This window comes from Streptomyces sp. ISL-43 (assembly GCF_018614195.1).
In the GTDB taxonomy this organism is placed as follows: Bacteria; Actinomycetota; Actinomycetes; order Streptomycetales; family Streptomycetaceae; genus Streptomyces.
In genome coordinates this window covers 15,692-37,860 of the sequence record NZ_JAGGOT010000016.1, presented here as the reverse complement: position 1 = coordinate 37,860, position 22,169 = coordinate 15,692, and the positions used below count along the sequence as shown (strand labels likewise).

Annotated in this window: 18 protein-coding genes; 10 read left to right on the top strand and 8 right to left on the bottom strand. The window is 73.0% G+C overall.

What is annotated here, in order from left to right:
• Positions 1-77: 77 nt before the first annotated feature.
• On the bottom strand, positions 78-575 hold the full coding sequence (locus tag J7F03_RS10505; protein ID WP_214948430.1) for a DUF1203 domain-containing protein: 498 nt from the start codon (positions 573-575) through the stop codon (positions 78-80).
• Positions 576-713: 138 nt separating this feature from the next.
• Here J7F03_RS10505 and pepN point away from each other — a divergent pair, with 138 nt between their 5' ends.
• On the top strand, positions 714-3,308 hold the full coding sequence (gene pepN, locus J7F03_RS10500) for an aminopeptidase N (protein WP_214948429.1): 2,595 nt from the start codon (positions 714-716) through the stop codon (positions 3,306-3,308).
• A gap of 150 nt (positions 3,309-3,458) precedes the next feature.
• Here pepN and J7F03_RS10495 read toward each other — a convergent pair whose 3' ends face one another.
• The 3 genes from J7F03_RS10495 to J7F03_RS10485 are packed head-to-tail and all read right to left on the bottom strand — an operon-like array spanning position 3,459 to position 6,314.
• Positions 3,459-4,361, bottom strand: coding sequence for a LysR family transcriptional regulator (locus J7F03_RS10495; protein ID WP_214948428.1), 903 nt, complete (start codon positions 4,359-4,361; stop codon positions 3,459-3,461).
• A 10-nt stretch (positions 4,362-4,371) separates the two neighbouring features.
• Positions 4,372-5,310 (bottom strand): DMT family transporter, encoded by a 939-nt coding sequence (locus J7F03_RS10490; RefSeq protein WP_374104300.1) that lies wholly within the window; start codon positions 5,308-5,310, stop codon positions 4,372-4,374.
• A 41-nt stretch (positions 5,311-5,351) separates the two neighbouring features.
• On the bottom strand, positions 5,352-6,314 hold the full coding sequence (locus J7F03_RS10485; protein WP_214948426.1) for an EamA family transporter: 963 nt from the start codon (positions 6,312-6,314) through the stop codon (positions 5,352-5,354).
• 117 nt (positions 6,315-6,431) lie between these two features.
• Between J7F03_RS10485 and J7F03_RS10480 the strand changes: the two genes are divergently transcribed.
• Positions 6,432-6,953 (top strand): MarR family winged helix-turn-helix transcriptional regulator, encoded by a 522-nt coding sequence (locus J7F03_RS10480; protein WP_214948425.1) that lies wholly within the window; start codon positions 6,432-6,434, stop codon positions 6,951-6,953.
• A gap of 109 nt (positions 6,954-7,062) precedes the next feature.
• Here J7F03_RS10480 and J7F03_RS10475 read toward each other — a convergent pair whose 3' ends face one another.
• Genes J7F03_RS10475 through J7F03_RS10465 form a run of 3 tightly spaced genes read right to left on the bottom strand, consistent with a single transcriptional unit; the run spans position 7,063 to position 9,641 of the window.
• On the bottom strand, positions 7,063-7,293 hold the full coding sequence (locus J7F03_RS10475) for a hypothetical protein (RefSeq protein WP_214948424.1): 231 nt from the start codon (positions 7,291-7,293) through the stop codon (positions 7,063-7,065).
• Between the two features lie 20 nt (positions 7,294-7,313).
• Positions 7,314-9,380, bottom strand: coding sequence for a 4-alpha-glucanotransferase (locus tag J7F03_RS10470; protein WP_214948423.1), 2,067 nt, complete (start codon positions 9,378-9,380; stop codon positions 7,314-7,316).
• A 12-nt stretch (positions 9,381-9,392) separates the two neighbouring features.
• Positions 9,393-9,641: a hypothetical protein gene (locus tag J7F03_RS10465; RefSeq protein WP_251071717.1), complete on the bottom strand. Its 249-nt coding sequence runs from the start codon at positions 9,639-9,641 to the stop codon at positions 9,393-9,395.
• Positions 9,642-9,842: 201 nt separating this feature from the next.
• On the opposite strand from J7F03_RS10465, the gene J7F03_RS10460 reads away from it, so the two are divergent.
• Positions 9,843-12,878: a beta-N-acetylglucosaminidase domain-containing protein gene (locus J7F03_RS10460; protein WP_214948422.1), complete on the top strand. Its 3,036-nt coding sequence runs from the start codon at positions 9,843-9,845 to the stop codon at positions 12,876-12,878.
• Positions 12,879-12,897: 19 nt separating this feature from the next.
• Here the strand turns inward: J7F03_RS10460 and J7F03_RS10455 are convergent, their stop codons facing one another.
• Positions 12,898-13,443, bottom strand: a complete 546-nt coding sequence (locus J7F03_RS10455) for an HNH endonuclease (protein WP_214948421.1) — start codon at positions 13,441-13,443, stop codon at positions 12,898-12,900.
• 261 nt (positions 13,444-13,704) lie between these two features.
• On the opposite strand from J7F03_RS10455, the gene J7F03_RS10450 reads away from it, so the two are divergent.
• The 7 genes from J7F03_RS10450 to J7F03_RS10420 all read left to right on the top strand — a co-directional run bounded on the left by J7F03_RS10450 (position 13,705) and on the right by J7F03_RS10420 (position 21,918).
• A complete protein-coding gene (locus tag J7F03_RS10450; RefSeq protein WP_214948420.1) occupies positions 13,705-14,802 on the top strand; it encodes a mechanosensitive ion channel family protein in 1,098 nt (365 codons plus the stop codon).
• 173 nt (positions 14,803-14,975) lie between these two features.
• Positions 14,976-16,226, top strand: coding sequence for an ROK family transcriptional regulator (locus tag J7F03_RS10445; protein ID WP_214948419.1), 1,251 nt, complete (start codon positions 14,976-14,978; stop codon positions 16,224-16,226).
• A gap of 176 nt (positions 16,227-16,402) precedes the next feature.
• Entirely contained in the window at positions 16,403-17,737 is a 1,335-nt protein-coding gene (locus tag J7F03_RS10440) for an ABC transporter substrate-binding protein (protein ID WP_214948418.1), read from the top strand.
• A 6-nt stretch (positions 17,738-17,743) separates the two neighbouring features.
• Entirely contained in the window at positions 17,744-18,715 is a 972-nt protein-coding gene (locus tag J7F03_RS10435) for a carbohydrate ABC transporter permease (protein ID WP_214948417.1), read from the top strand.
• Between the two features lie 3 nt (positions 18,716-18,718).
• Positions 18,719-19,633 (top strand): carbohydrate ABC transporter permease, encoded by a 915-nt coding sequence (locus tag J7F03_RS10430; protein ID WP_214948416.1) that lies wholly within the window; start codon positions 18,719-18,721, stop codon positions 19,631-19,633.
• Between the two features lie 6 nt (positions 19,634-19,639).
• Positions 19,640-20,905: a 6-phospho-beta-glucosidase gene (locus tag J7F03_RS10425; RefSeq protein WP_214948415.1), complete on the top strand. Its 1,266-nt coding sequence runs from the start codon at positions 19,640-19,642 to the stop codon at positions 20,903-20,905.
• A complete protein-coding gene (locus J7F03_RS10420; RefSeq protein ID WP_214948414.1) occupies positions 20,896-21,918 on the top strand; it encodes an N-acetylglucosamine kinase in 1,023 nt (340 codons plus the stop codon). Before J7F03_RS10425 ends, J7F03_RS10420 begins: the two co-directional genes overlap by 10 nt.
• Positions 21,919-22,169: the final 251 nt, after the last annotated feature.

The following is a 22,169-nucleotide window of genomic DNA, read 5'->3' as shown; positions in this document are numbered from 1 at the left end:
AACGACTCCTAGAACCCAAGCACGCGCCCGCCCCTTCGCCGTTGCCCGCGGGCGCCGGGTCCCCGGGCCGACAGGCCCTAAGCCCTGCGGACCTCGAAGAGGTAGCAGCCGAATTCGGCCGCGCGGACGTGGACGAGAGCGGTCCGCGGGTCCGCGAAGGCCTCCGCCAGCGCCTGCTCGATCACCGCGTCCGGGTCCTCGGCGAGAGCGAGGACCCTGCCGCCGAGGATGTGGCCCGCCGCGTCGTAGCGGCGGGCCGTGCGCAGGGCGCCGGGGTGGGCGAAGGGGAGGCCGGCCTCCGCGACCGGCCCGCCGCAGTCGGCCGCGTGGATGAACACCGGGCCCTGCTCGTCGTAGGCGCCCGGATCGGCGCCCGTCTCGGCGGCCCAGCGGCGCAGCGGGGCGTAGGAGACGAGGGCGATCCGTTCGCCGGGGACGCTGCGGCGCAGACAGCAGCGGAGCGGGGCACCGCCCTCGGTGTCCTCGTACGGCAGGCAGGGACGCCCGGCGTCGTCGAGGGCGCGCAGGGCGGCGAGGACGGGCGGGGCGACGGGAAGCACGGTGTGAGCGGTCATGAGGTCCACAGTGCGCGGCCGGGGCCGCCGAAGCTGGCGGAAATCGGACATCGCGTTCGCCGGTGGATTACTCCGAGGCAGCGGCCCGGCCCGCGTGGAAGGATGGCGGGCACCGTCACCATCGAAGGAGATGAACGCGTGCCTGGCACGAATCTGACTCGTGAAGAGGCTCAGCAGCGCGCAAAGCTGCTCAGTGTCGACTCGTACGAGATCGAGCTCGATCTCAGCGGAGCGCAGGAGGGCGGCACGTACCCCTCCGTGACCACCGTGCGCTTCCAGTCCGCCGAGGCCGGCGCCGAGACCTTCATCGACCTGGTCGCGCCGGCCGTGCACGAGGTCGTCCTCAACGGCAAGGCCCTGGACGTGGCCGCCGTCTTCCGGGATTCCCGGATCGCGCTCGCCCACCTCGCCGCCGGGGCCAACGAGCTCCGCGTCGTCGCCGACTGCGCCTACACCAACACCGGTGAGGGCCTGCACCGCTTCGTCGACCCGGTCGATGAGCAGGCCTACCTGTACACCCAGTTCGAGGTTCCGGACGCGCGGCGGGTCTTCGCCAGCTTCGAGCAGCCCGACCTGAAGGCCACGTTCCAGTTCACCGTGACGGCCCCCGAGGGCTGGACGGTCATCTCGAACTCCCCACGGGACATTCCCGGGGGGGCGCAAGCCGCGGACGTCAAGGACGACGTCTGGCGCTTCGAGCCGACCCCGCGGATCTCCTCGTACATCACGGCCCTGATCGTCGGCCCGTACCACGCGGTGCACAGCTCGTACGAGGGCCCGGACGGGCAGTCCGTCCCGCTCGGCATCTACTGCCGCCCCTCGCTCGCCGAGTTCCTCGACGCGGACGCGATCTTCGACGTGACCCGGCAGGGCTTCACCTGGTTCCAGGACAAGTTCGCCTACGACTACCCCTTCGCGAAGTACGACCAGCTCTTCGTGCCGGAGTTCAACGCGGGCGCGATGGAGAACGCGGGCGCGGTCACCATCCGCGACCAGTACGTCTTCCGCTCGAAGGTGACGGACGCGGCGTACGAGGTGCGCGCCGAGACGATCCTGCACGAGCTCGCGCACATGTGGTTCGGCGACCTGGTCACCATGGAGTGGTGGAACGACCTGTGGCTGAACGAGTCGTTCGCGACGTACACCTCGATCGCCTGCCAGGCGTACGCCGAGGGCTCGAAGTGGCCGCACGCGTGGACGACCTTCGCCAACTCCATGAAGACCTGGGCGTACCGGCAGGACCAGCTGCCGTCCACGCACCCGATCATGGCCGACATCCGTGACCTGGACGACGTCCTGGTCAACTTCGACGGCATCACCTATGCCAAGGGCGCCTCGGTGCTCAAGCAGCTCGTCGCCTACGTCGGCATGGACGCCTTCTTCAAGGGCGTGCAGGCGTACTTCAAGGCGCACGCGTACGGGAACACGCGCCTGTCCGACCTGCTGGGCGCCCTGGAGGAGACCTCCGGCCGCGATCTGACCGCCTGGTCGAAGGCGTGGCTGGAGACGGCCGGCATCAACATCCTGCGCCCGGAGATCGAGACGGACGCGCAGGGCGTCATCACCGCCTTCGCCGTCCGCCAGGAGGCCCCTGCGCTGCCGACCGGCGCCAAGGGCGAGCCGGTCCTGCGCCCGCACCGCATCGCGGTCGGCCTGTACGACCTGGCCGGCGGCAAGCTGGTGCGCACCGACCGGATCGAGCTGGACATCGACGGCGGTCTCACGGCCGTACCGGAGCTCGTGGGCCGCACCCGTCCGGCCGTCGTGCTGCTGAACGACGACGACCTGTCGTACGCCAAGGTCCGCCTGGACGAGGTGTCGCTGGAGAACGTCACCGCGCACCTGGGCGACTTCACCGAGTCGCTGCCGCGCGCGCTGTGCTGGGCCTCGGCCTGGGACATGACCCGCGACGGCGAGCTGGCGACCCGCGACTACCTCGCCCTCGTCCTGTCGGGCATCGGCAAGGAGTCGGACATCGGCGTCGTCCAGTCGCTGCACCGCCAGGTCAAGCTGGCCGTCGACCTGTACGCCGACCCGGCGTGGCGGGAGCAGGGCCTGGCCGTCTGGACGGAGGCCACCCTCGAGCACCTGCGCGCGGCGGCCCCCGGCAGCGACCACCAGCTGGCCTGGGCCCGCGCCTTCGCGGCGGCGGCCCGCACCGAGGGGCAGCTGACCTACCTGTCGGCACTGCTGGACGGCGCGGCGGAGATCGAGGGCCTGGCCGTCGACACCGAGCTGCGGTGGGCGTTCCTGGAGCGCCTGGTCGCCACCGGCGTCGCCGACGAGCCGGCGATCGCGGCCGAGCTGGAGCGGGACAAGACGGCGGCGGGCGAGCGCCACGCGGCGACCGCCCGGGCGGCGCGACCGACTGCGGAGGCCAAGGCGGAGGCCTGGGCCTCGGTCGTCGAGGGCGACTCGCTCCCGAACGCGGTACAGGAAGCGGTGATCGGCGGCTTCGTCCAGACCGATCAGCGCGAGCTCCTCGCGCCGTACACCGCGAAGTACTTCGCGGCGGTCAAGGAGGTCTGGGAGACCCGTAGCCACGAGATCGCCCAGCAGATCGCGGTGGGGCTCTACCCGTCCCTCCAGGTTTCCCCGGAGACCCTCGCGGCGACGGACGCCTGGCTCGCCTCGGCCGAGCCGAACGCGGCCCTGCGCCGCCTGGTCTCGGAGTCCCGCGCGGGCGTCGAGCGCGCGCTGAAGGCCCAGGCCGCGGACGCGGCCGCCGCCTGACCCCACGGGCCCCCTCCCGGGGCTCCGCCACAACCCCGGTCCTCAAGCGCCGGCGAGGCTGGAAACCCAGCCCGTCCGGCGTTCGGGGACCGGGTCCGGGCGGAGCCCGGTTGCGGGAAGGGGCGGGGTGGGGAAGGCCCCGCGCAGCGGCTACCCCCGCGCCGCGGCGACGGCCCGCAGGGCCGTGAGGGCGTGGGCCACCGCCGGGGCCGATTCGGAGCCCCGTCGCAGGGCCGCGATGACGTGCCGGGTGGGCCGGTCGTGGGACAGGACGCGGACGGCGACGCCCGCGGCCCGGCTCGCCACCATGCGCGGGACCAGCGCCACCCCCATCCCCGCCTCGACCATCGCGAGGATCGCGGTCCAGCCGGAGGCCGAGTGCGCCTGCTCCGGTACGAAGCCCGCCGCCTCGCACGCGCTGCGGGTGATCTCCGACCAGGGGCCGCTGCCGCCGTAGATCCACGGGTCGCCGGACAGGTCCGCGAGCCGCAGCTCCGGCGCGCCTGCCAGCGGGTGGGCCGGGGGCAGGGCCACGTCGAGGGGGTCCTCCAGCAGGGTCATGCGGGTGAAGCGGGGGTCGCGGGCGGTCGGGGCGTGGGCCGCGAGGGACAGCGCCAGGTCGACGACCCCGGCGGACAGCAGCTCGTAGGACTCGGCCGCCTCGGTCTCCCGTACGCGGACCTCCACCGCGGGGTGCGAGAGCCGCAGGGCGGCGACGGCCGGGACCACGAGGACCGGCACGGCGGTGGAGAAGGCCCCGATCCGTACCTCCCCGGCCTCTCCCGCCACGTACCCGGCCAGTTCGGCGTCGGCCCGCTCCAGTTGGGCGAAGACCGCCTCCGCGTGGCGCAGGACCAGGTGGGCCGCGTCCGTGAGGCGGACGCGTCGGCCTTGTGCCTCCAGCAGTGGGACCCCGAGCTGTCTGGCCAGATTGGTCAGCTGCTGCGAAACGGCCGAGGGCGTCATGTGCAGCGCCTCGGCCGTCGCGGTCACGGTCCCCTGGTCGGCGAGGGTCCGCAGGATCCGCAGCTTCTTGATGTCCCACTCGGTCATGGGGCCGAACCTACCGCCGGGCACCGAGGCCCACGCCGCCCAGGATCAGTGCCATGCACAGCAGCTGCGCCGGGCCGGTCCGCTCGCCGAGGAGGAGGAAGCCGAGGGCCGCGACGCAGACCGGCTGGAGGTAGTAGACGATCCCGGCGCGGGCGGCGCCGATGATCGCGACGGCCTTGTTCCAGGCGAAGAAGGCGACGGCGGAGGAGAAGACGCCGACGTACAGGAGCATGCCGGCGGTGGAGGGGGTGACCCGGAAGCCGCCCTGGACGCTGACGGACACGGCGTAAGCGGGGGCCAGCATCAGCGTGCCGAGGACGAAGGTGCTGATCAGGAAGGCGAGGCCGCCCAGTTCGGCGGGCTTGCGCTTGAGGAGCGCGCTGTACGTGGCGAAGGACAGGGCGGCGCCGAACATCCACAGGTCGCCGGCGGCGAAGTCGAACCGGATCGAGCCCTTGCCGACCAGGAGCAGGACGCCGAGGGCCGCGAGGGCCAGGCCGAAGGTCCGCCGGGCGCCGAGCCGTTCGCCGCCGAGGCGGGCGTACAGGGCCATGACGACCGGCGAGGCGGCCATGATCATGCCCATGTTGGAGGCGGAGGTGGTCAGTCCGGCCTGGTGCACGAGGGTGTTGTAGAGGGTGACGCCGAACAGCGTGGCCAGCGCGACGTAGCCGAAGTGCTTGCGGATCAGGGCCCGCTGCTGCCAGGCCTGCCGGGCGGCGAAGGGGGCGACGGCGACGGTGGCGATGGTCCAGCGCCAGAAGACGGCCTGGACGGGCGGGATGCTGTCCGCCATGCCCCGGGTGGCGACGAAGCTGCCGGACCAGACGACCGTCGCGAGCAGGGCGAGGAGCACGCCGAGGCCGGTGGCCCCCTTCTTTGCCCGGGTGCCCCCGCTGCCGGGCTGCCCTGTCTGCGAAACGGTACGGACGCGGTCCATGACGGCCACTGTGTGTCTCCCCCTCGGGTTTGGTGTGCAGGTCGTGAGAGCTACCGTCGCACCGAGTCACCCATCAGGTCCATCGAAACATTTCGATTGGTTTCTTCAGAAAAACTGAACGGTTCGGCGCTCACGGGCTCCGGCTCCGCCTTGGGGCGCGGCGCCCCGGCCACCACCTGTCCCGCGACGGTCGCCCCGAGGGCGATCACCATGCCCAGCACCTGCACCGGCGACAGCGCCTGCCCCAGGGCGGCCCAGCCGATGACGGCGGCGGTCAGCGGGGAGAGCATGCCGAGCAGGGTGACCGACGTGGCGGTGAGCTGCCCGATGCCGCGCACCCAGAGCCAGTACGCCAGGCCGGTGTTGATCAGCATCATGTAGCCGTAGCCGAGGTAGGCCTTTGCGTCGAGCGCGGGCGGCGCCCCCTCGACCAGCACCGCCATCGGGATGATCACCAGCCCGCCCGCGGTGAGCTGCCAGCCGGCCATCGCCAGCGGACCGGCACCCTCGGGGCGCCCCCAGCGCTTGGTCATGACGGTGCCGGCGCCCATCGAGGCCGAGGAGACGACACCGGCGAGGATCCCGATCAGGTCGAGCCCCGCCTCGGCGGTCAGCACGACCATGCTCACGCCGAGGGCTCCGACGATGGCGACCAGCACGGTACGCAGCCGCGCCCGCTCCCCCAGCAGCAGGGCGGCCAGCCCCACGACGAACAGCGGGCCCGCGGCGCCCAGGACCGCCGCGACCCCGCCGGGCAGGCGGTAGGCGGAGAGGAACAGCAGCGGGAAGAAGGCGCCGATGTTGAGCCCGCCCAGGACGGCGGACTTCCACCACCACTGCCCCTTGGGCAGGGTCCGGGCGAGGGCGGTCAGCAGCAGTCCGGCGGGCAGGGCCCGCATCACCCCGGTGAACAGGGGCCGGTCGGGCGGGAGCAGTTCGGAGGCCACGGCATAGGTGGAGCCCCACGAGACGGGGGCCAGGGCGGTCAGGGCGATGACGGCGACGCGCTTCATGACGGGTGCTCCTCCGGCAGGGACGAGTAGCTCACTTGGAAGTAGCTTAGCACTAAGCTACTTTCTAGCAAGCAACTTTCTTGCGAAGGAGCAAGCGGAAGCCGGATACTGCGCCGTATGACCGAGCCCAAGCCCGCGCCCGTGACCGGGCCCGCCAAGGACCCCGTCGACGCGATCACCGATCAGTGGGCCGTAGTGCGTCCGGACCTGGACACCGCGCCCATGGCCGTCTTCGGCCGGATCTTCAGGATCGCCAGAGCCATGGGCGACGAGATGGACAGGGCCTACTCGCGCTACGGAATCGCGCGCGGGGAGTTCGACGTGGTCGCCACGCTGCGCCGAAGCGGAACCCCGTACACGCTCTCGCCCCGCCAGCTGTCGGCCACGCTGATGCTCACCACGGGCGGCATGACGGGACGGCTGGACAAGCTGGAGAAGGCCGGTCTGCTCTGCCGCAAGCCCGATCCGCACGACCGGCGGGGGCTCCAGGTGACGATCACCGACCGCGGCCTCGCGCTCATCGACGAGGCGGTCGAGGCGGGTCTGGCGGTACAGCGCGCGGCGCTCACCGGGCTCGACGAGGCGGAGGTCGCGGCGCTCACCGCGCTGCTGCGCAAGGTGCTGGCGGGGGTCCCGTAGACGCGTCCGGGTACGACGGAGCGCCGGGGGTCCGTGCGGACCCCCGGCGCCCCGGAAGTTTCGATGCGAGCGGATCCCCCTGGAAGGTCGGCTCGAGGGGCCCGCTCTCCTACTGCTGCTTGCGCGACTTGTCGCCGACCATCACCAGACCGGCGATGACCAGGAACAGCACGATCGGCGCGGCCACGTAGAGGCCCAGCGTCTCGGCAATGCTCAGGCCCGGACCCGGGTCGTCGCCGTCGTCGCGGCTGAGCGCGAGGGCGGGAGACGTCATCAGCAGCATCATCAGCGTCGTTCCGGCCGTGACGGCGCCGGCGCGCAGAGCGTTCTTCTTGTCCACGGTGCAAACGTAGCGAACACCTAAACGACCCGCGCGCCCGGGGGTGCCGTACGGGTTCGCACCCCGTCCCGCACCGCGCTCAGCAGCACGTTCGCGCGCGGCGAGGCGGCCAGCGCCTCCAAGGTCAGCGGCCGGCCCTCCGCGTCGGCGACCGGAAGCCGCCAATTGGGGTACTGGTCCCAGGTGCCGGGCAGGTTCTGCGGCCGCCGGTCCCCCACCGCGTCGGGCAGCCAGACCCCGACCAGCCGGGCCGGGGTGCGCAGCAGGAACCCGTACAAGGCCCGTACGGCCGCCTCCTCGCCCTTGGTGTCCAGCCCGAGGTCCTCCAGTACGTCCAGCCAGCGTGCCGTGTCGGCCGCGTCCTCGGCGCGCTCCCGCTCCAGCGGACGGGTCAGCAGCCCGAGCCGGTCGCGCAGTTCCACATGGGATCCGGCCAGCTTGGCGGCCGTGGGCGGCAGATCGTGGGTGGTGGCGGTGGCCAGGCAGTCGGCCCGCCAGCGCTCCGCCTCCAACGGCTCCCCGTCCCCGCCCCAGTCCCGCTCGAACCAGAGCACCGAGGTGCCCAGCACCCCGCGCCGGGCCAGCGCCTGACGGACCCCCGGCTGCACGGTGCCGAGGTCCTCGCCGATGACCAGGGCCCCGGCCCGGTGCGCCTCCAGGACCAGCAGGGCGAGCATCGCCTCCCCGTCGTACGAGACGTACGCGCCTTCGGCGGGCGGGGCCCCCTCGGGGATCCACCAGAGCCGGAACAGTCCCATGACGTGGTCGATGCGCAGGGCGCCCGCGTACCGGAACACCCCGCGCAACAGGGCCCGGAAGGGCTCGTACCCGGTGGCGGCCAGCCGGTCGGGGCGCCACGGCGGCAGCCCCCAGTCCTGGCCGCGCGCGTTGAAGGCGTCGGGCGGGGCGCCGACGCAGACGCCCTCGGCGTAGTGCTCCGAACCGCGGACGTCCGAACCCCCGGGGTGCACCCCGACGGCCAGGTCGTGCACGATGCCGACCGCCATCCCGGCCTCCTTGGCGGCCCGCTGCGCGGCGACGAGCTGGGTGTCCGTCAGCCAGACCAGCCAGCGGTGGAAGTCCGCCCGGGTCTCCGGGTCCTCCCCGGCGTGCGCGGCGCACCAGACGGCGTGCCGGTCCAGCTCCGCGCCCTGCTCGGCACGGAAGTTCCCGTAGGCCGCTTCCCGTTCGGGGCTGCGCGGGACGGCGTACAGCAGCTCCAGGGCGGCCCGCTTGAGGGACCAGACCGCGTCCCGGTCGATCAGCGCCCCCTTCTCCAGCACCTCGCGCCGCAACTCCCCGCCCCGCTCGGCCAGTTCCGCGAGGGCGGCCCGGTCCGGGCTGTCGGCGCACTCGGGGACGTCCTCGATCCGCAGGTGCACCGGGTCGGGGAAACGGCGCGAGGAGGGCCGGTACGGGGAGGGGTCGGTCGGGGTACCCGGCACCGCCGCGTGCAGCGGGTTGACCTGGACGAAGCCGGCCCCGTGCACCCGGCCGGCCCAACTCGCCAGCTCCGCCAGGTCTCCGAGGTCGCCCATGCCCCAGGAGCGCTCCGAGAGCAGCGAGTACAGCTGGACGAGGAGCCCGTGGGCCCGCTCGGGCGCGGCGGGGGCCCGGTCGGGGGCGACGATCAGGGTGGCCGTCGCCCTGCGGCCGTCGGGGGCCTCGGCGTGCAGCCGGTGCACGCCGAGCGGCGGCTCCCCCGCCAGGCCGGTGGCGGCCCCCGGGAGCCCGGCGAAGGCTCCCGGGGGCTCGGTGGAGGCCCACGCCAGGCCGGTGGCGGCCTCCGTCATCCGGCCGCCCTCCGGCTCCAGCCCGATGCGGGTGCCCGGGGGCAGCGCGCCCAGCTCCACGGGAGCCCTCGACCCGGCCCACCACACCAGCACGCGCGGCAACAGCCGGTACGCCGCGTCGTGTTCGGCCACCGCCAGGTCCGCCCGTACGGACTCCGCGGTACCGGTGTCGGCCCCCAACTGCCGCAGTACGGCAGCGACGGTGGCCTCCGGAACCCGGACGGTGACGTCCTCGGCGGGCTGGTAGGTGGTGGCGACGCCGTACAGCGCCGCCAGCCGGGCGAGGTCGTCCATCGGATTCCTTGTCTAATCACCCGCGGCGGCAGCCGCGGCGGAGGTGGTCGGCTCACTGGTCAGCGGGGCCTCGCAGATGAGCGGGGGCTCACTGGTCAGAGGGGCGTGCGCGGCGTCGGCGAGCGAGGGCTCGCTGGTCAGGGGCGCTTCGCACGGCCCGGCCTGCGCGGGCAGGTGGGCCAGCGGAGGGAGCCGTTTCGGGGCTTCGGCGGTTGCCGGGGCGGGGGCGGATATGGCGGTGTTCGGGGTCTCGGTGTTCACGGCAGGCACTCCTTTGTGCGTGAGGATCGGTCAGGAACATGGAACACCGCTGGAGAACACCGCAGCCATACCCAGTCGGACGCATCGCATTCCTGGCCGATCCCGGTCAGATCACCCGCCGGCGTTGACACCACGGCCGTACGGATGGTGGGCTCGGGCCCATTCGTACGAGCGGGGGACGACTCGGGACGAGGAGGCTCCGTGCAGCTCAGGGGCAAGAAGGGGGCGACGGCCGTGGCCGTCGCCGTCATCGGGACGCTGCTGGGCGGCTCGGTGGCCGTGGGTCCGCCCGGCGCGTTCGCCGCAACGGCCGTGCCCGGAACGCCCGGTGAGCCCACCGCTCCCGGTGCGTCCTCACCCCTCCTCGACCCCCCGCCCACCCCCGCGAGCGCCCCCGTGCCCGAGCCCGGATCCGATCCCGGCGCCGCTCCCGGACACGTCGCCGCCGAGGGGCCCGCGGTGTGGCCGCGGCCGCAGTCCATGGCCGCCGACCCGGCGCGCGAAGTGCCGCTGGGCGCCGAAGCCGTGCTGGTGCTGCCCGCCGGGGCGGACCCGTACGCCGCGCAGGTGGTCCGGGAAGCCCTGCGCGGGGCGGGCGTACGGACCCTGCACGAGCGGGCCGACACGGAGCCGCTGCCCACGCGGATCCCCGCCGTACGGCTCCAAGGGCCCGGCGCGGAGCGGGCGCTCGCCCAGCTGGGCGCGGCCGCGGCGGGCGATCTGCCGGCCGGCGGCTACCGGCTGGCGGTGGGCAGGGCCGACGGGCGGGACACGGTCGCACTGGCAGGCGTAGGCGACGACGGGCTGTTCCACGCGGCGCAGACGCTGCGTCAGCTGCTGGCCCAGGGCGGCGGCAAGGTGCCCGGGGTGCTGGTGCGGGACTGGCCCTCGGCGCCCGTACGCGGGATCACCGAGGGGTTCTACGGGACTCCGTGGACGGCCGGACAGCGGCTCGCGCAGGTCGACTTCATGGGCCGCACCAAGCAGAACCGGCTGCTGCTCGCGCCCGGCGACGACCCGTACCGGACCACGGACTGGCGCCGGGACTACCCGGCGGAGCGCGCGGCCGAGCTGCGGACGCTGGCCGAGCGGGCACGCGCCAACAAGGTGGTGCTGGCGTGGGCGGTGGCGCCGGGGCAGTCGATGTGCCTGTCCTCGACGGCCGACCGGGCGGCGCTCGCGCGCAAGCTGGACGCCATGTGGGACCTCGGATTCAGGGCGTTCCAGGTGCAGTTCCAGGACGTCAGCTACACGGAGTGGGGCTGCCGGGCCGACCGGGAGCGGTACGGCAAGGGCCCGGCGGCGGCGGCGAAGGCGCACGCGGAGGTCGCGGGCGAGCTGGCCGCGCACCTGGCCCGGCGCTATCCGGGGGCGCCCGCCCTGTCGCTGCTGCCGACGGAGTACTACCAGGAGGGCGCGACGGCCTACCGGACGGCGCTGGCCGGGGCGCTGGACGGCCGGGTCGAGGTGGCGTGGACGGGGGTCGGCGTACTGCCGCGCACGATCACCGGGCACGAGCTGGCCGGGGCGCGCTCCGTGCTCGGGCATCCGCTGGTCACCATGGACAACTACCCCGTCAACGACTGGGACCCGGACCGGATCTTCCTCGGGCCCTACGCCGGCCGGGACCCGGCGGTGACCGGCGGCTCGGCGGCCGTACTGGCCAACGCCATGCCTCAGGCCGCGCTCTCGCGCATCCCGCTGTTCACGGCGGCGGACTTCACCTGGAACCCGCGCGGCTACCGGGCCGGCGCGTCGTGGACGGCGGCCGTCGCCGAGCTCGCCGGGCCCGACCGCGCGGCCCGCGAGGCGCTGGCCGCGCTGGCCGGGAACAACGCCTCCTCGGGCCTGGCCCAGCCGGAGTCGGCCTACCTGGCTCCCCTGGCCGAGGAGTTCTGGCGGGCGCGGGGCGCCGGCGACCCGGCGGCGGGAGACCGGCTGCGGGCCGCCTTCCGCGTCCTGCGCGAGGCACCCGGACGGCTGCCGGAGCTCGCCGACGAGGCCGGGCCCTGGCTGTCGCGGCTCGCGCGCTACGGAGCCGCCGGGGAGCTGGCCCTCGACGTCCTGCAGGCCCAGGCCCGCGGGGACGGGGCGGCGGCCTGGCAGGCCTCGCGAGCCCTCTCGGCCGATCTCAAGGCGCTGTCCGACAGCGCGGCCGGCGACGTACGGGTGGACAAGGCGGTACTGGACCCCTTCCTCGCCCGGGCCAAGGGCGAGGCCGACGCCTGGACCGGCGCGGCCCGTGAGACGCCGGGCACGGTCTCCCGGGCACCTGACTCCTGGACGGTCCGGCTGGCCGCCGCCCGCCCGGTCTCGGCGGTGACCGTCATGACCGACCCGCTGCCTCCCGGGAGCCGGGGCGCGATCGTCGAGGCGCACGTCCCGGGCGAGGGCTGGCGCAAGGTCGCCGAAGCGGCGGCCTCGGGCTGGACCCAGGCGGACGTCGGCGGCCTGCGGGCCGACGCGGTCCGGCTCGTCTGGTCCGGCCCGGCCCCGGCCGTGCACGGCGTGGTCCCGTGGACGGCGGACGGCCCCGAGGCCCGCTTCGAGCTGGCCGACACCGTGGACGCGGAGATCGGCGGGGCCGCGCAGCGGGTCCGCGCGACGCTGTCCGCGCTGCGCCCCGGCGAGGTCCGGGGCCCCCTGACGGCGACGCCGCCGAAGGGCATCGAGGTCCGCCTGCCCGCCGCGGCGGTGGCCCCGCGCGGTACGACGGTCACCCTCCCGGTGGACGTCACGGTGGCGGCCGGCACCGCGCCGGGCACCTACGAGGTCCCGGTCACCTTCGGCTCCGAGACCCACACCCTGAAGGTGCGGGCGTTCCCCCGGACGGCCGGCCCGAACCTCCTGCGCGGCGCCCGGGCCTCGTCCTCGGCCGACGAGACCCCGCAGTTCCCGGCCTCGGCGGCCCTCGACGACTCCCCGGCCACCCGCTGGTCGTCCCCGGCGGTGGACGGGGCCTGGTGGCAGGCCGAACTCCTCCCGGGCCCGGCCCGCGTCGGCCTGCTGCGGCTGCGGTGGCAGGACGCGTACCCCTCACGCTTCCGGGTGGAGACCTCCACGGACGGCGTCACCTGGCACCCGTCGGCGACGGTCGCCTCCCGCGGCGGAGAGGACACGGTCCACCTGGATCCGACGGCGCAGCCGGCCCGCTTCGTCCGCGTCACGTGCGAGACCCGGGCCACGCGCTTCGGCTGCAGCCTCCTCTGGGCGGAGGCCTTCGCCCAGACCCCGTGACCGGGAGGGGCCGGGCCGCTCAGGAGGCTGCGGCGGCCGGGATTCCGATGCGGTCCAGCGCGTCTTCCGCCCCGTACGGCTGCAGGTACGGCATCCAGCACGGATCCCGGTGCCCCGTCCCGATGATCCGCCAGGCCAGCCCTGACGGCGGAGCCGGATCGTGCCTCAGGCGCCACCCGAGGTCGACCAGGTGCCGGTCGGCCTTGACGTGGTTGCAGCGGCGGCACGCGGCGACGACGTTGTCCCAGGCGTGCTGCCCGCCCCGGCTGCGCGGGACGACGTGGTCGACGCTGGTGGCGACGGCCCCGCAGTACATGCAGCGGCCGCCGTCCCGGGCGAACAGCGCGCGGCGGGTGAGTGGAACGGGCCCCCGGTAGGGGACCCGCACGAAGCGCTTGAGCCGTACCACGCTGGGCGCGGGGACGGCCCTTGTCGCGCTGTGCAGAAAGGCGCCGGATTCTTCCAGGGAGATCGCTTTGTTCTCCAGGACGAGTACGAGCGCGCGACGGAGCGGTACGACGCCGAGGGGCTCGTACGACGCGTTGAGGACCAGGACGTGCGGCACGGACTGCCTCCTTGTACGCCGGCGGCGCGTGGCTCGCGCCGGGACGATCTGCTTTCCAGTCTCCCCTTACGGCTGGTCGAAGCGCCACCACGCGCCCGTAACGGGTCCGAGGTGTTTTCGACCACACCCGCTTCATCCCCGCGTGAGTCTGGTCTCTCCCTCGAACACGGCAACAAGCTCGGGCCAGTGCCCCGTTAGGGTGGATGGTCTGCTCGCACCCACCCTTCCGCGAGCAGGACGCTACATCTGGAGGTTCCCGCCGTGCCCAGGCCTGCCGCCCTGCTACCTCTCGCAGCCGACACCCCGGACGCGTCCGAAACGATCAGAGAGACTCACGAGAGCGTCACCAACGCGGCCAGTTTCCTCGAGGAGAACTGGGCCGGATGGCTGTACCTGGGCCTGCGGATCCTGCTCATCCTGGTCATCGCCTTCGCCCTGCGTTCGGTGGTCCGCAAGTCCCTGACCAAGCTGATCACCCGGATGAACCGCGGCGCGGAGGCGGTCGAGGGCACGGCCCTGGGCGGTCTGCTGGTGAACGCCGAGCGGCGCCGCCAGCGGTCCGAGGCGATCGGCTCGGTCCTGCGTTCGGTGGCCTCGTTCCTGATCCTCGGCACGGCCGGCCTGATGGTGCTCGGCGCGCTCGACATCAATCTGGGCCCGCTGCTCGCGAGTGCCGGTGTGGCCGGTGTGGCGATCGGTTTCGGCGCCCGGAACCTGGTCACGGACTTCCTCTCCGGCGTGTTCATGATCCTTGAGGACCAGTACGGCGTCGGCGACAAGATCGACGCCGGGGTGGCCTCGGGCGAGGTCGTCGAGGTGGGTCTGCGCGTCACCAAGCTGCGCGGCGACAACGGTGAGATCTGGTACGTCCGCAACGGCGAGATCAAGCGGATCGGCAACCTCAGCCAGGGGTGGGCCACGGCGGGGGTGGCCGTTCAGGTCAAGCCGACCGAGAGCCTTTCGCGCATCAACAAGGTGGTGCAGGGCATCGCCGACACCATCGCCAAGGAGTCCCCGTGGGACGAGCGGCTGTGGGGTCCGGTGGAGGTACTGGGCCTGGACGAGGTGCTGCTGGCCTCGATGACGGTGAAGGTGTCGGCGAAGACGATGCCGGGCCAGCAGTTCGCCGTGGAGCGCGAGCTGCGCTGGCGGATCAAGGACGCCTTCGACGCCGTGGGCATCGGGATCGTCGGGGGCCTGGCGGCGGCCGACGAGGAGGAGGCGGCCGCGGATCCGGCGTCCGCCGTCGCCCCGCCTTCGGCGTTGGCGAACCCGGCCTCTCCGCAGTCCCTGGCGACCGCGCCGATCCCGCCGTCGGCCGCCGGCGGTCCGGGTTCCGGCCCCCGCATCACCAAGTAGCACCCGCCTCACGAGACCCCGCACGCGTACGGCGCTGCCCCCGCAGGTACGACCTGCGGGGGCAGCGGCATGGAGAGCTGCGGGAGCACGGTATGGGCGTCGCCATTGACACGACTCACACACGAATAGGAAACTTACCTAACAGTTCACTTCGGTGAGGGAGAAAACACCCCATGCCCGCCGCCACCCCCGGTACGCCCAGCCTGTTGCGCGCCCTCAACGACCGGGCCGCCCTTGAGCTCCTGCTGACGCACGGTCCGCTGTCCCGGACCCGGATCGGGCACCTCACGGGGCTCTCCAAGCCCACCGCCTCCCAGCTCCTGGCACGCCTGGAGGCCGCCGGACTGGTCGTCGCCACCGGCACCGCCACCGGCCGGCCCGGCCCCAACGCACAGCTCTACGCGGTCAACGCGCAGGCCGCGCACGTCGCCGGACTCGACGTCACCCCGGGGCGGATCCTCGCCTCCGTCGCCGACCTGGCCGGCGAGGTGATCGGCAGCCACGAACTCCCGTACGCGGAGGGCACCGGGCCGGTCGCACAGGTCACCCGCGCCCTCGGCGAGGCCGTCAAGGACGCCGGACTGCACCTCGGCGACATCCACCGGGTGGTCATCGCGACCCCCGGCTCCTTCGACCCGCGCACCGGGGTGCTGCGCTACGCCGACCACCTCGCGGGCTGGCAGTCCCCCACGCTCCTCGACGAACTGGCGGCCGCCCTGCCGATGCCGGTCGAGTACGAGAACGACGTGAACCTCGCCGCCGTGGCCGAACAGCGCCTCGGCGCCGCCCGCGGCCACGAGGACTTCGTCCTGCTGTGGAACGAGGAGGGCCTCGGCGCCGCCCTCGTGCTCGGCGGCCGGCTGCACCGCGGCTGGACCGGCGGGGCCGGGGAGATCGGCTTCCTACCGGTCGCCGGCCACCCGCTGGTCCGCCAGGTCACCCGGGTCAACTCCGGCGGCTACCAGGAACTGGCCGGCGTACAGGTGCTGCCGGGGATGGCCGCCCGCCTCGGCATCGAGGCGCCGCCCGCCGCCGCCTCCGGCTCGGGCTCGGTGCACGGTGCCGTGCACGGGGCCGAGTCCGGGGCGATGGTCGAAGCGGCGGCCGCGCTGCTGGCCCAGGCGGCGGCCGCGCCCGAGGGGGCCAACCTGCTGCTCCTGCGGGAGTACGCCACCGCCCTGGCCACCGGCCTCGCCTCGCTGGTCGCCGTCCTGGACCCGGAGGTCGTGATCCTCTCCGGCGCGCTGACCATCGCCGGCGGGGAACCGCTGCGCGGGCTCCTCGAAGCCGAACTCGCCGACCTCGCCCCGTCCCGGCCCCTGCTGGTCACCGGCGAGGTGCGGGAACGGCCCGTGCTGCGCGGGGCGCTGGAGAGCGCCCTCGCCGCCACCCGGGACGAGGTCTTCGACACCTCGCGCCGCTGAACCCGCGGCGCCCCCACCGACCGCGCCCTCCCCACCCGACCCACCGCACCCACTCCCGTAACCTCCGCACAGGCCGCACCTCCCGCCCCACGCGCAGCCCGTAGCGCGCGGAGCCCCGTACGTCCCACTCGCAACACCCCTCCAGGAAGTCCCCCCGCGCAGAGAGTGACTCCGTCATGCCCAGAACCCTCCGCCTGACCGCCGCCGCCGTCGCCGTCGCCTCGATATCCGTGCTCGCCACCGCGTGTACGGGGTCCACCTCGAACACCGCGGCCGACGACCCGAACAAGGACGTCACCCTCAACTTCTGGCACGGCTGGTCCGCCCCGAGCGAGATCAAGGCGATCGAGGACAACATCGCCCGGTTCCAGAAGGCGCACCCGAACATCAAGGTGAACGTCACGGGCAACATGACGGACGACAAGATCAACCAGGCGCTGCGCGCCGGCGGGGACAAGGCCCCCGACGTGGTCTCCTCCTTCACCACCGACAGCGTCGGCAAGTTCTGCAACACCGGCGCCTTCGCGGACCTGAACCCCTTCCTGCAGAAGTCGGGGATCGACAAGGCGAAGGTCTTCCCCAAGACCCTGATGGAGTACACCCAGTTCAACGGCAACCAGTGCTCGCTGCCGCTGCTGAACGACGCGTACGGCCTCGTCTACAACAAGACCGCCTTCGCCGCCGCCGGGATCACCGAACCGATCAAGACCTGGAGCCAGTTCACCGAGGCCGCGCAGAAGCTGACGGTGGCCAAGGGCGATTCGTACGAGCAGCTCGGCCTGATGCCCACCTACCACGGCTACGAGACCACCCCCATGCGACTGGCCGCCCAGTGGGGCCCGTCGTATTTCGGCGCCGACGGCAAGTCCAACCTGGCGAAGGACCCGGCCTTCGCGAAGATGCTGACGGCGCAGAAAGACCTGGTCGCCAAGCTCGGCGGCTACGAGAAGCTGGAGAAGTTCCGCAACACCTTCGGCGACGAGTGGAGCGCGGAACACCCCTTCCACAAGGGCCTGGTGGCGATGCAGATCGACGGCGAGTGGCGGGCGTCCATGGCGAAGGAGGCCGGAGTCGCCTTCGAGATCGGCACCGCGCCGCTGCCCGTGCCGGACGACCAGGTCGGCGACTACGGCAAGGGCTACCTCTCCGGCACGATCATGGGCATCTCCGCGAAGAGCCAGAAGCAGAACGCCGCCTGGGAACTGACGAAGTACATGACGACCGACACCGACGCGGTCGTGGAGTTCGCCAACGCCATCCACAACGTGCCCTCCACGCTGGCCGCGCTGGACTCCCCCAAGCTGCAGGTGAGCCCGGAGTTCAAGACGTTCATCGACATCGCCAAGCACCCGAAGTCGAGCACCACCCCGGCCCAGGCCGACGGCGGGACCTACCAGCTGACCTTCACGGACTTCGCGTACTCGGTCGAGAAGGGTGACGTCACGGACATCCCGGCCGGTCTCGCCAAGACCGACCAGCAGATCGACACGGACATCGCGAAGGCGAAGTAGCCACCGATGACCGCGACCGCGATTCCTCCTTCTCCTTCCCCCTCGCCCGAGCTGCGTGCGAAGCGGCGCAGGTCGGCGCTGCGCACGGCGGCCTTCATGTCGCCCTGGCTGATCGGGTTCGGCGTCTTCTTCGCCTACCCGCTCCTGTCCACCGTCTACTTCTCCTTCACCAAGTACGACGGCTTCCGTCCGCCCGTCTTCAACGGCCTGGACAACTGGACCTACGTGTTCTCGGACTATCCGATGTTCTGGCCGGCCATGGGCAACACCCTGTGGCTGGTCTTGGTGATGGTCGCCTGCCGGGTCGTCTTCGGTCTCGGCACCGGCCTGCTCATCACCAAGATCAAGCTCGGCACGGGCATCTTCCGCACCCTGTTCTACCTGCCCTACCTGGCCCCTCCGGTGGCGGCGACCCTGGCCTTCGTCTTCCTGCTCAACCCCGGCACCGGCCCGGTGAACACCCTGCTGGACTCGGTCGGGCTGCCCACGCCCGGCTGGTTCACGGACGCCGACTGGTCCAAGCCCGCGCTGACCGCGCTCGCGGTGTGGGGCGTCGGCGACCTGATGGTCATCTTCATGGCCGCGCTGCTCGACGTACCGCGCGAGCAGTACGAGGCCGCCGAGCTGGACGGGGCCGGGGCGCTGCAGCGGTTCCGCCACATCACCCTGCCGAACATCTCGCCGATCATCCTGTTCGCCGTGGTCACCGGGGTCATCCAGGCCATGCAGTACTACACGCAGCCCCTGGTGGCGGGGAAGGTGGCGGCCGGCGTGATCGGCGGCTCGGGCCAGCAGTTCGAACCCGGGTACCCCGACAAGTCCACGCTGACCCTGCCCCAGGTCATCTACAACGCCGGCTTCCAGCGCTTCGACTACGGCACCGCCTGCGTGGTCGCCCTGGTGCTGTTCGCCCTCTCCATGGCCTTCACCGCCCTGCTGATGCGGCGGCGCGGCGGGCTGATCGAGGCAGGTGACTGAGACATGAGCCAGACCATCACCCCCACGAAGCGGGCCCCGCGTCCCGCCGCGTCCGGCACGTCGGATTCCGCGCGGGCCGTGCGCACCGCGCGCCGCCGGGCCGCCCTGCACTGGGTCGCCGTGCACTCCCTCGGCGTCGCGGCGGCGCTCTTCTTCGTCCTGCCGTTCGTCTTCCTCTTCCTGACCTCGGTGATGAGCGACCAGCAGGCGCTGACCCGCGACCTGTGGCCGCACAGCTGGGAGTGGGGCAACTACGCGAAGGTGTGGGACACCCCCGGCTTCCTGACCTGGTGGCGCAACACCCTGCTGTACGCGGGCCTCGGCACCCTGTTGACCGTGGTCTCCTCGGTGCCCGTCGCCTACGCGCTCGCCAAGTTCCGCTTCCGCGGCCGGCGGCTGTCGCTGCTGCTGGTGATCGCCATGATGATGCTGCCGCCGCAGGTGGTCGTCATCCCGATGTACCTGTTCTGGGCCAAGCAGCTGGACCTGTCCGGCACGCTGTGGCCGCTGATCATCCCGATGGCCTTCGGCGACGCATTCTCCATCTTCCTGCTGCGCCAGTTCCTGCTGACCATCCCCGACGAGTACCTGGACGCCGCCAAGGTCGACGGCTGCGGCGAGTTCCACACCCTGGTGCGGGTGGTCCTGCCGATGGCGAAGCCCGGGATCGCCGCCGTCGCGCTGTTCCAGTTCTTCTCCGCCTGGAACGACTACTTCGGCCCGCAGATCTACGCGTCCGACAACCCGGCCGCCTGGACGCTCAGTTACGGGCTGGAGTCCTTCAAGGGCGCCCACCACACCAACTGGAACCTGACCATGGCGGCGACCGTGCTGGTCATGGCACCGGTGATCGTCCTCTTCTTCTTCGCCCAGAAGGCATTCGTCGAGGGCGTCACCCTGACCGGAGTGAAAGGCTGAATGACCATGAAACTCGCAGTGGTGGGCGGCGGTTCCACCTACACGCCCGAGCTGATCGACGGATTCGCGCGGCTGCGCGACACCCTGCCCATCGGCGAGCTGGTGCTGATCGACCCGGCCGCCGAACGGCTGGAGCTGATCGGCGGCCTGGCCCGGCGCATCTTCGCCAAACAGGGGCACCCGGGCCGCATCACCACCACCTCCGACCTCGACGCGGGCGTCGCCGACGCCGACGCGGTCCTGGTGCAGCTGCGCGTCGGCGGCCAGGCGGCCCGGCTCCAGGACGAGACCTGGCCGCTGGAGTGCGGCTGCGTCGGCCAGGAGACCACCGGCGCGGGCGGCCTCGCCAAGGCGCTGCGCACGGTGCCGGTGGTCCTCGACATCGCGGAGCGGGTCCGGCGCGCCAACCCGGACGCCTGGATCATCGACTTCACCAACCCGGTCGGGATCGTCACCCGCGCCCTGCTTCAGGCCGGGCACAAGGCGGTCGGGCTGTGCAACGTGGCCATCGGCTTCCAGCGCAGGTTCGCGGCCATGCTGGACCTGACGCCCGCCGACATCCACCTCGACCACGTGGGCCTCAACCACCTCACCTGGGAGCTGGGGGTCCGCAAGGGCGGACCGGAAGGTGAGAACCTGCTGCCGCGGCTGATCGCCGAGCACGGCGAGGCCATCGCCGCGGACCTGCGCCTGCCGCGCGCGGTGCTGGACCGGCTCGGCGCGGTGCCTTCCTACTACCTGCGCTACTTCTACGCGCACGACGAGGTGGTCCGGGAGCTCGGGACCAAGCCGTCGCGGGCCGCCGAGGTCGCCGCCATGGAGAAGGAACTGCTCGGCCTGTACGGGGATCCCGCACTCGACGAGAAGCCGGAACTGCTCTCCAAGCGGGGCGGGGCCTTCTACTCGGAGGCGGCCGTGGACCTGGCCGCGTCCCTGCTGGGCGACGGCGGCAGCGCCGTACAGGTGGTCAACACGCTCAACAACGGGACCCTGCCGTTCCTCCCCGACGACGCCGTCATCGAGGTGCAGGCCCGGGTGGACCGCTCCGGACCGGCGCCGCTGGCCGTACCGCGGCTGGACCCGCTGTACTCGGGGCTCGTCGCGCACGTGACGGCGTACGAGGACCTCGCGCTGGACGCGGCGCTGCGCGGTAGCCGCGAGCGGGTCTTCAAGGCCCTGCTGGCGCACCCCCTGGTGGGGCAGTTCGACCTCGCCGAGGGGCTGACGGACCGGCTTCTCGCGCACAACAAGGAGCACCTGGCATGGGCGTGAGCCGGCCCGTTCCCCCGCCGGCGGCCGCGGCGGTCCTCGCCGTCGACGCGGGCAACAGCAAGACGGACGTGGCGCTGATCGCCGCGGACGGCACGGTCCTCGGAACCGGGCGCGCGGGCGGCTTCCAGCCCCCGCGCGTCGGGGTGGAGGCGGCGGTGGACGTCCTCGGGCAGGCCGTCGCCGAGGCGGCCCGGGCCGCCGGACTGCCGCGACTCGCGCCCGGCGTCCCGTACGCCGCCCAGGTCGCGGCCTGTCTGGCCAACGCGGACCTGCCGGTGGAGGAGCGCCGGCTCGCGGAGGCCATCGACGCGCGCGGCTGGGGCGCGGCCACCGAGGTGCGCAACGACACCTTCGCGATCCTGCGGGCCGGCCTGACCGGCGCCGCGGGCCCCAAGGGGGTCGCGGTCGTGTGCGGGGCCGGCATCAACTGCGTGGGCATGCTGCCCGACGGGAGCACGGCCCGGTTCCCGGCGCTCGGGCAGATCTCCGGCGACTGGGGCGGTGGCGGCGGACTGGCCTTCGAGGCCATGTGGTGGGCGGCGCGTGCCGAGGACGGGCGCGGCGGGCCGACGGAACTCGCGGCGGCCCTGCCGGACCACTTCGGGCTGGGCTCCATGTACGAACTGATCGAGGCGGTGCACCTGGGCACGATCGCGCCCGGCCGCGTCCACGAGCTGGTGCCGGTGCTGTTCGCGGTCGCCGCGGCCGGCGACGCGGCCGCCTCGGCCCTCATCGAGCGGCAGGCCGAGGAGGTGGTGGCGCTGGCCTCGGTGGCGCTGGGCCGGCTCGGCCTGCTGGGCGAGGAGGCACCCGTACTGCTGGGCGGCAGCGTGCTGGCCGCCCGGCATCCGCAGCTGAACGGGCGGATCGGGGAACTGCTCGCCGAGCGGGCCCCGTACGCCCGGCTGTCGGTGGTGACGGCCCCGCCGGTCCTGGGCGCCGGACTGCTGGGGCTGGACGCGCTCGGGGCGCGGCCCGAGGCCTACGGGAAGCTGCGTGCCCATTTCGGGTGAACCCGGGGCCCTGTGGAACCACGGCGGCCGGTGGGGCGTATTCACGGTGAGGGGTGACGGAGGGGTCGCGGAGGGCGTCCGAAGCGGACCGGGGGCGGACCGAGTCGGACCGGGGCGGGCCGAGCGGGAACCGAGTCGCGGCAGGGGGACGGACCGGGGCGGATCGTGCCTGATCCAGCACCGGGTGCTGTGGTCCACCGTCACTAAGGCCATACTGCTGCGAAGCACGAAGGACCGAGGGGGAGGTCACG

Excerpts from the sequence above, each read along its gene's own strand:
- J7F03_RS10505 (WP_214948430.1), bottom strand. The coding sequence starts at position 575 with ATGACCGCTCACACCGTGCTTCCCGTCGCCCCGCCCGTCCTCGCCGCC.
- J7F03_RS10495 (WP_214948428.1), bottom strand. The coding sequence starts at position 4,361 with ATGACCGAGTGGGACATCAAGAAGCTGCGGATCCTGCGGACCCTCGCC.
- J7F03_RS10485 (WP_214948426.1), bottom strand. The coding sequence starts at position 6,314 with ATGAAGCGCGTCGCCGTCATCGCCCTGACCGCCCTGGCCCCCGTCTCG.
- J7F03_RS10480 (WP_214948425.1), top strand. The coding sequence starts at position 6,432 with ATGACCGAGCCCAAGCCCGCGCCCGTGACCGGGCCCGCCAAGGACCCC.
- J7F03_RS10470 (WP_214948423.1), bottom strand. The coding sequence starts at position 9,380 with ATGGACGACCTCGCCCGGCTGGCGGCGCTGTACGGCGTCGCCACCACC.
- J7F03_RS10445 (WP_214948419.1), top strand. The coding sequence starts at position 14,976 with ATGCCCGCCGCCACCCCCGGTACGCCCAGCCTGTTGCGCGCCCTCAAC.
- J7F03_RS10440 (WP_214948418.1), top strand. The coding sequence starts at position 16,403 with ATGCCCAGAACCCTCCGCCTGACCGCCGCCGCCGTCGCCGTCGCCTCG.
- J7F03_RS10435 (WP_214948417.1), top strand. The coding sequence starts at position 17,744 with ATGACCGCGACCGCGATTCCTCCTTCTCCTTCCCCCTCGCCCGAGCTG.
- J7F03_RS10430 (WP_214948416.1), top strand. The coding sequence starts at position 18,719 with ATGAGCCAGACCATCACCCCCACGAAGCGGGCCCCGCGTCCCGCCGCG.
- J7F03_RS10425 (WP_214948415.1), top strand. The coding sequence starts at position 19,640 with ATGAAACTCGCAGTGGTGGGCGGCGGTTCCACCTACACGCCCGAGCTG.
- J7F03_RS10420 (WP_214948414.1), top strand. The coding sequence starts at position 20,896 with ATGGGCGTGAGCCGGCCCGTTCCCCCGCCGGCGGCCGCGGCGGTCCTC.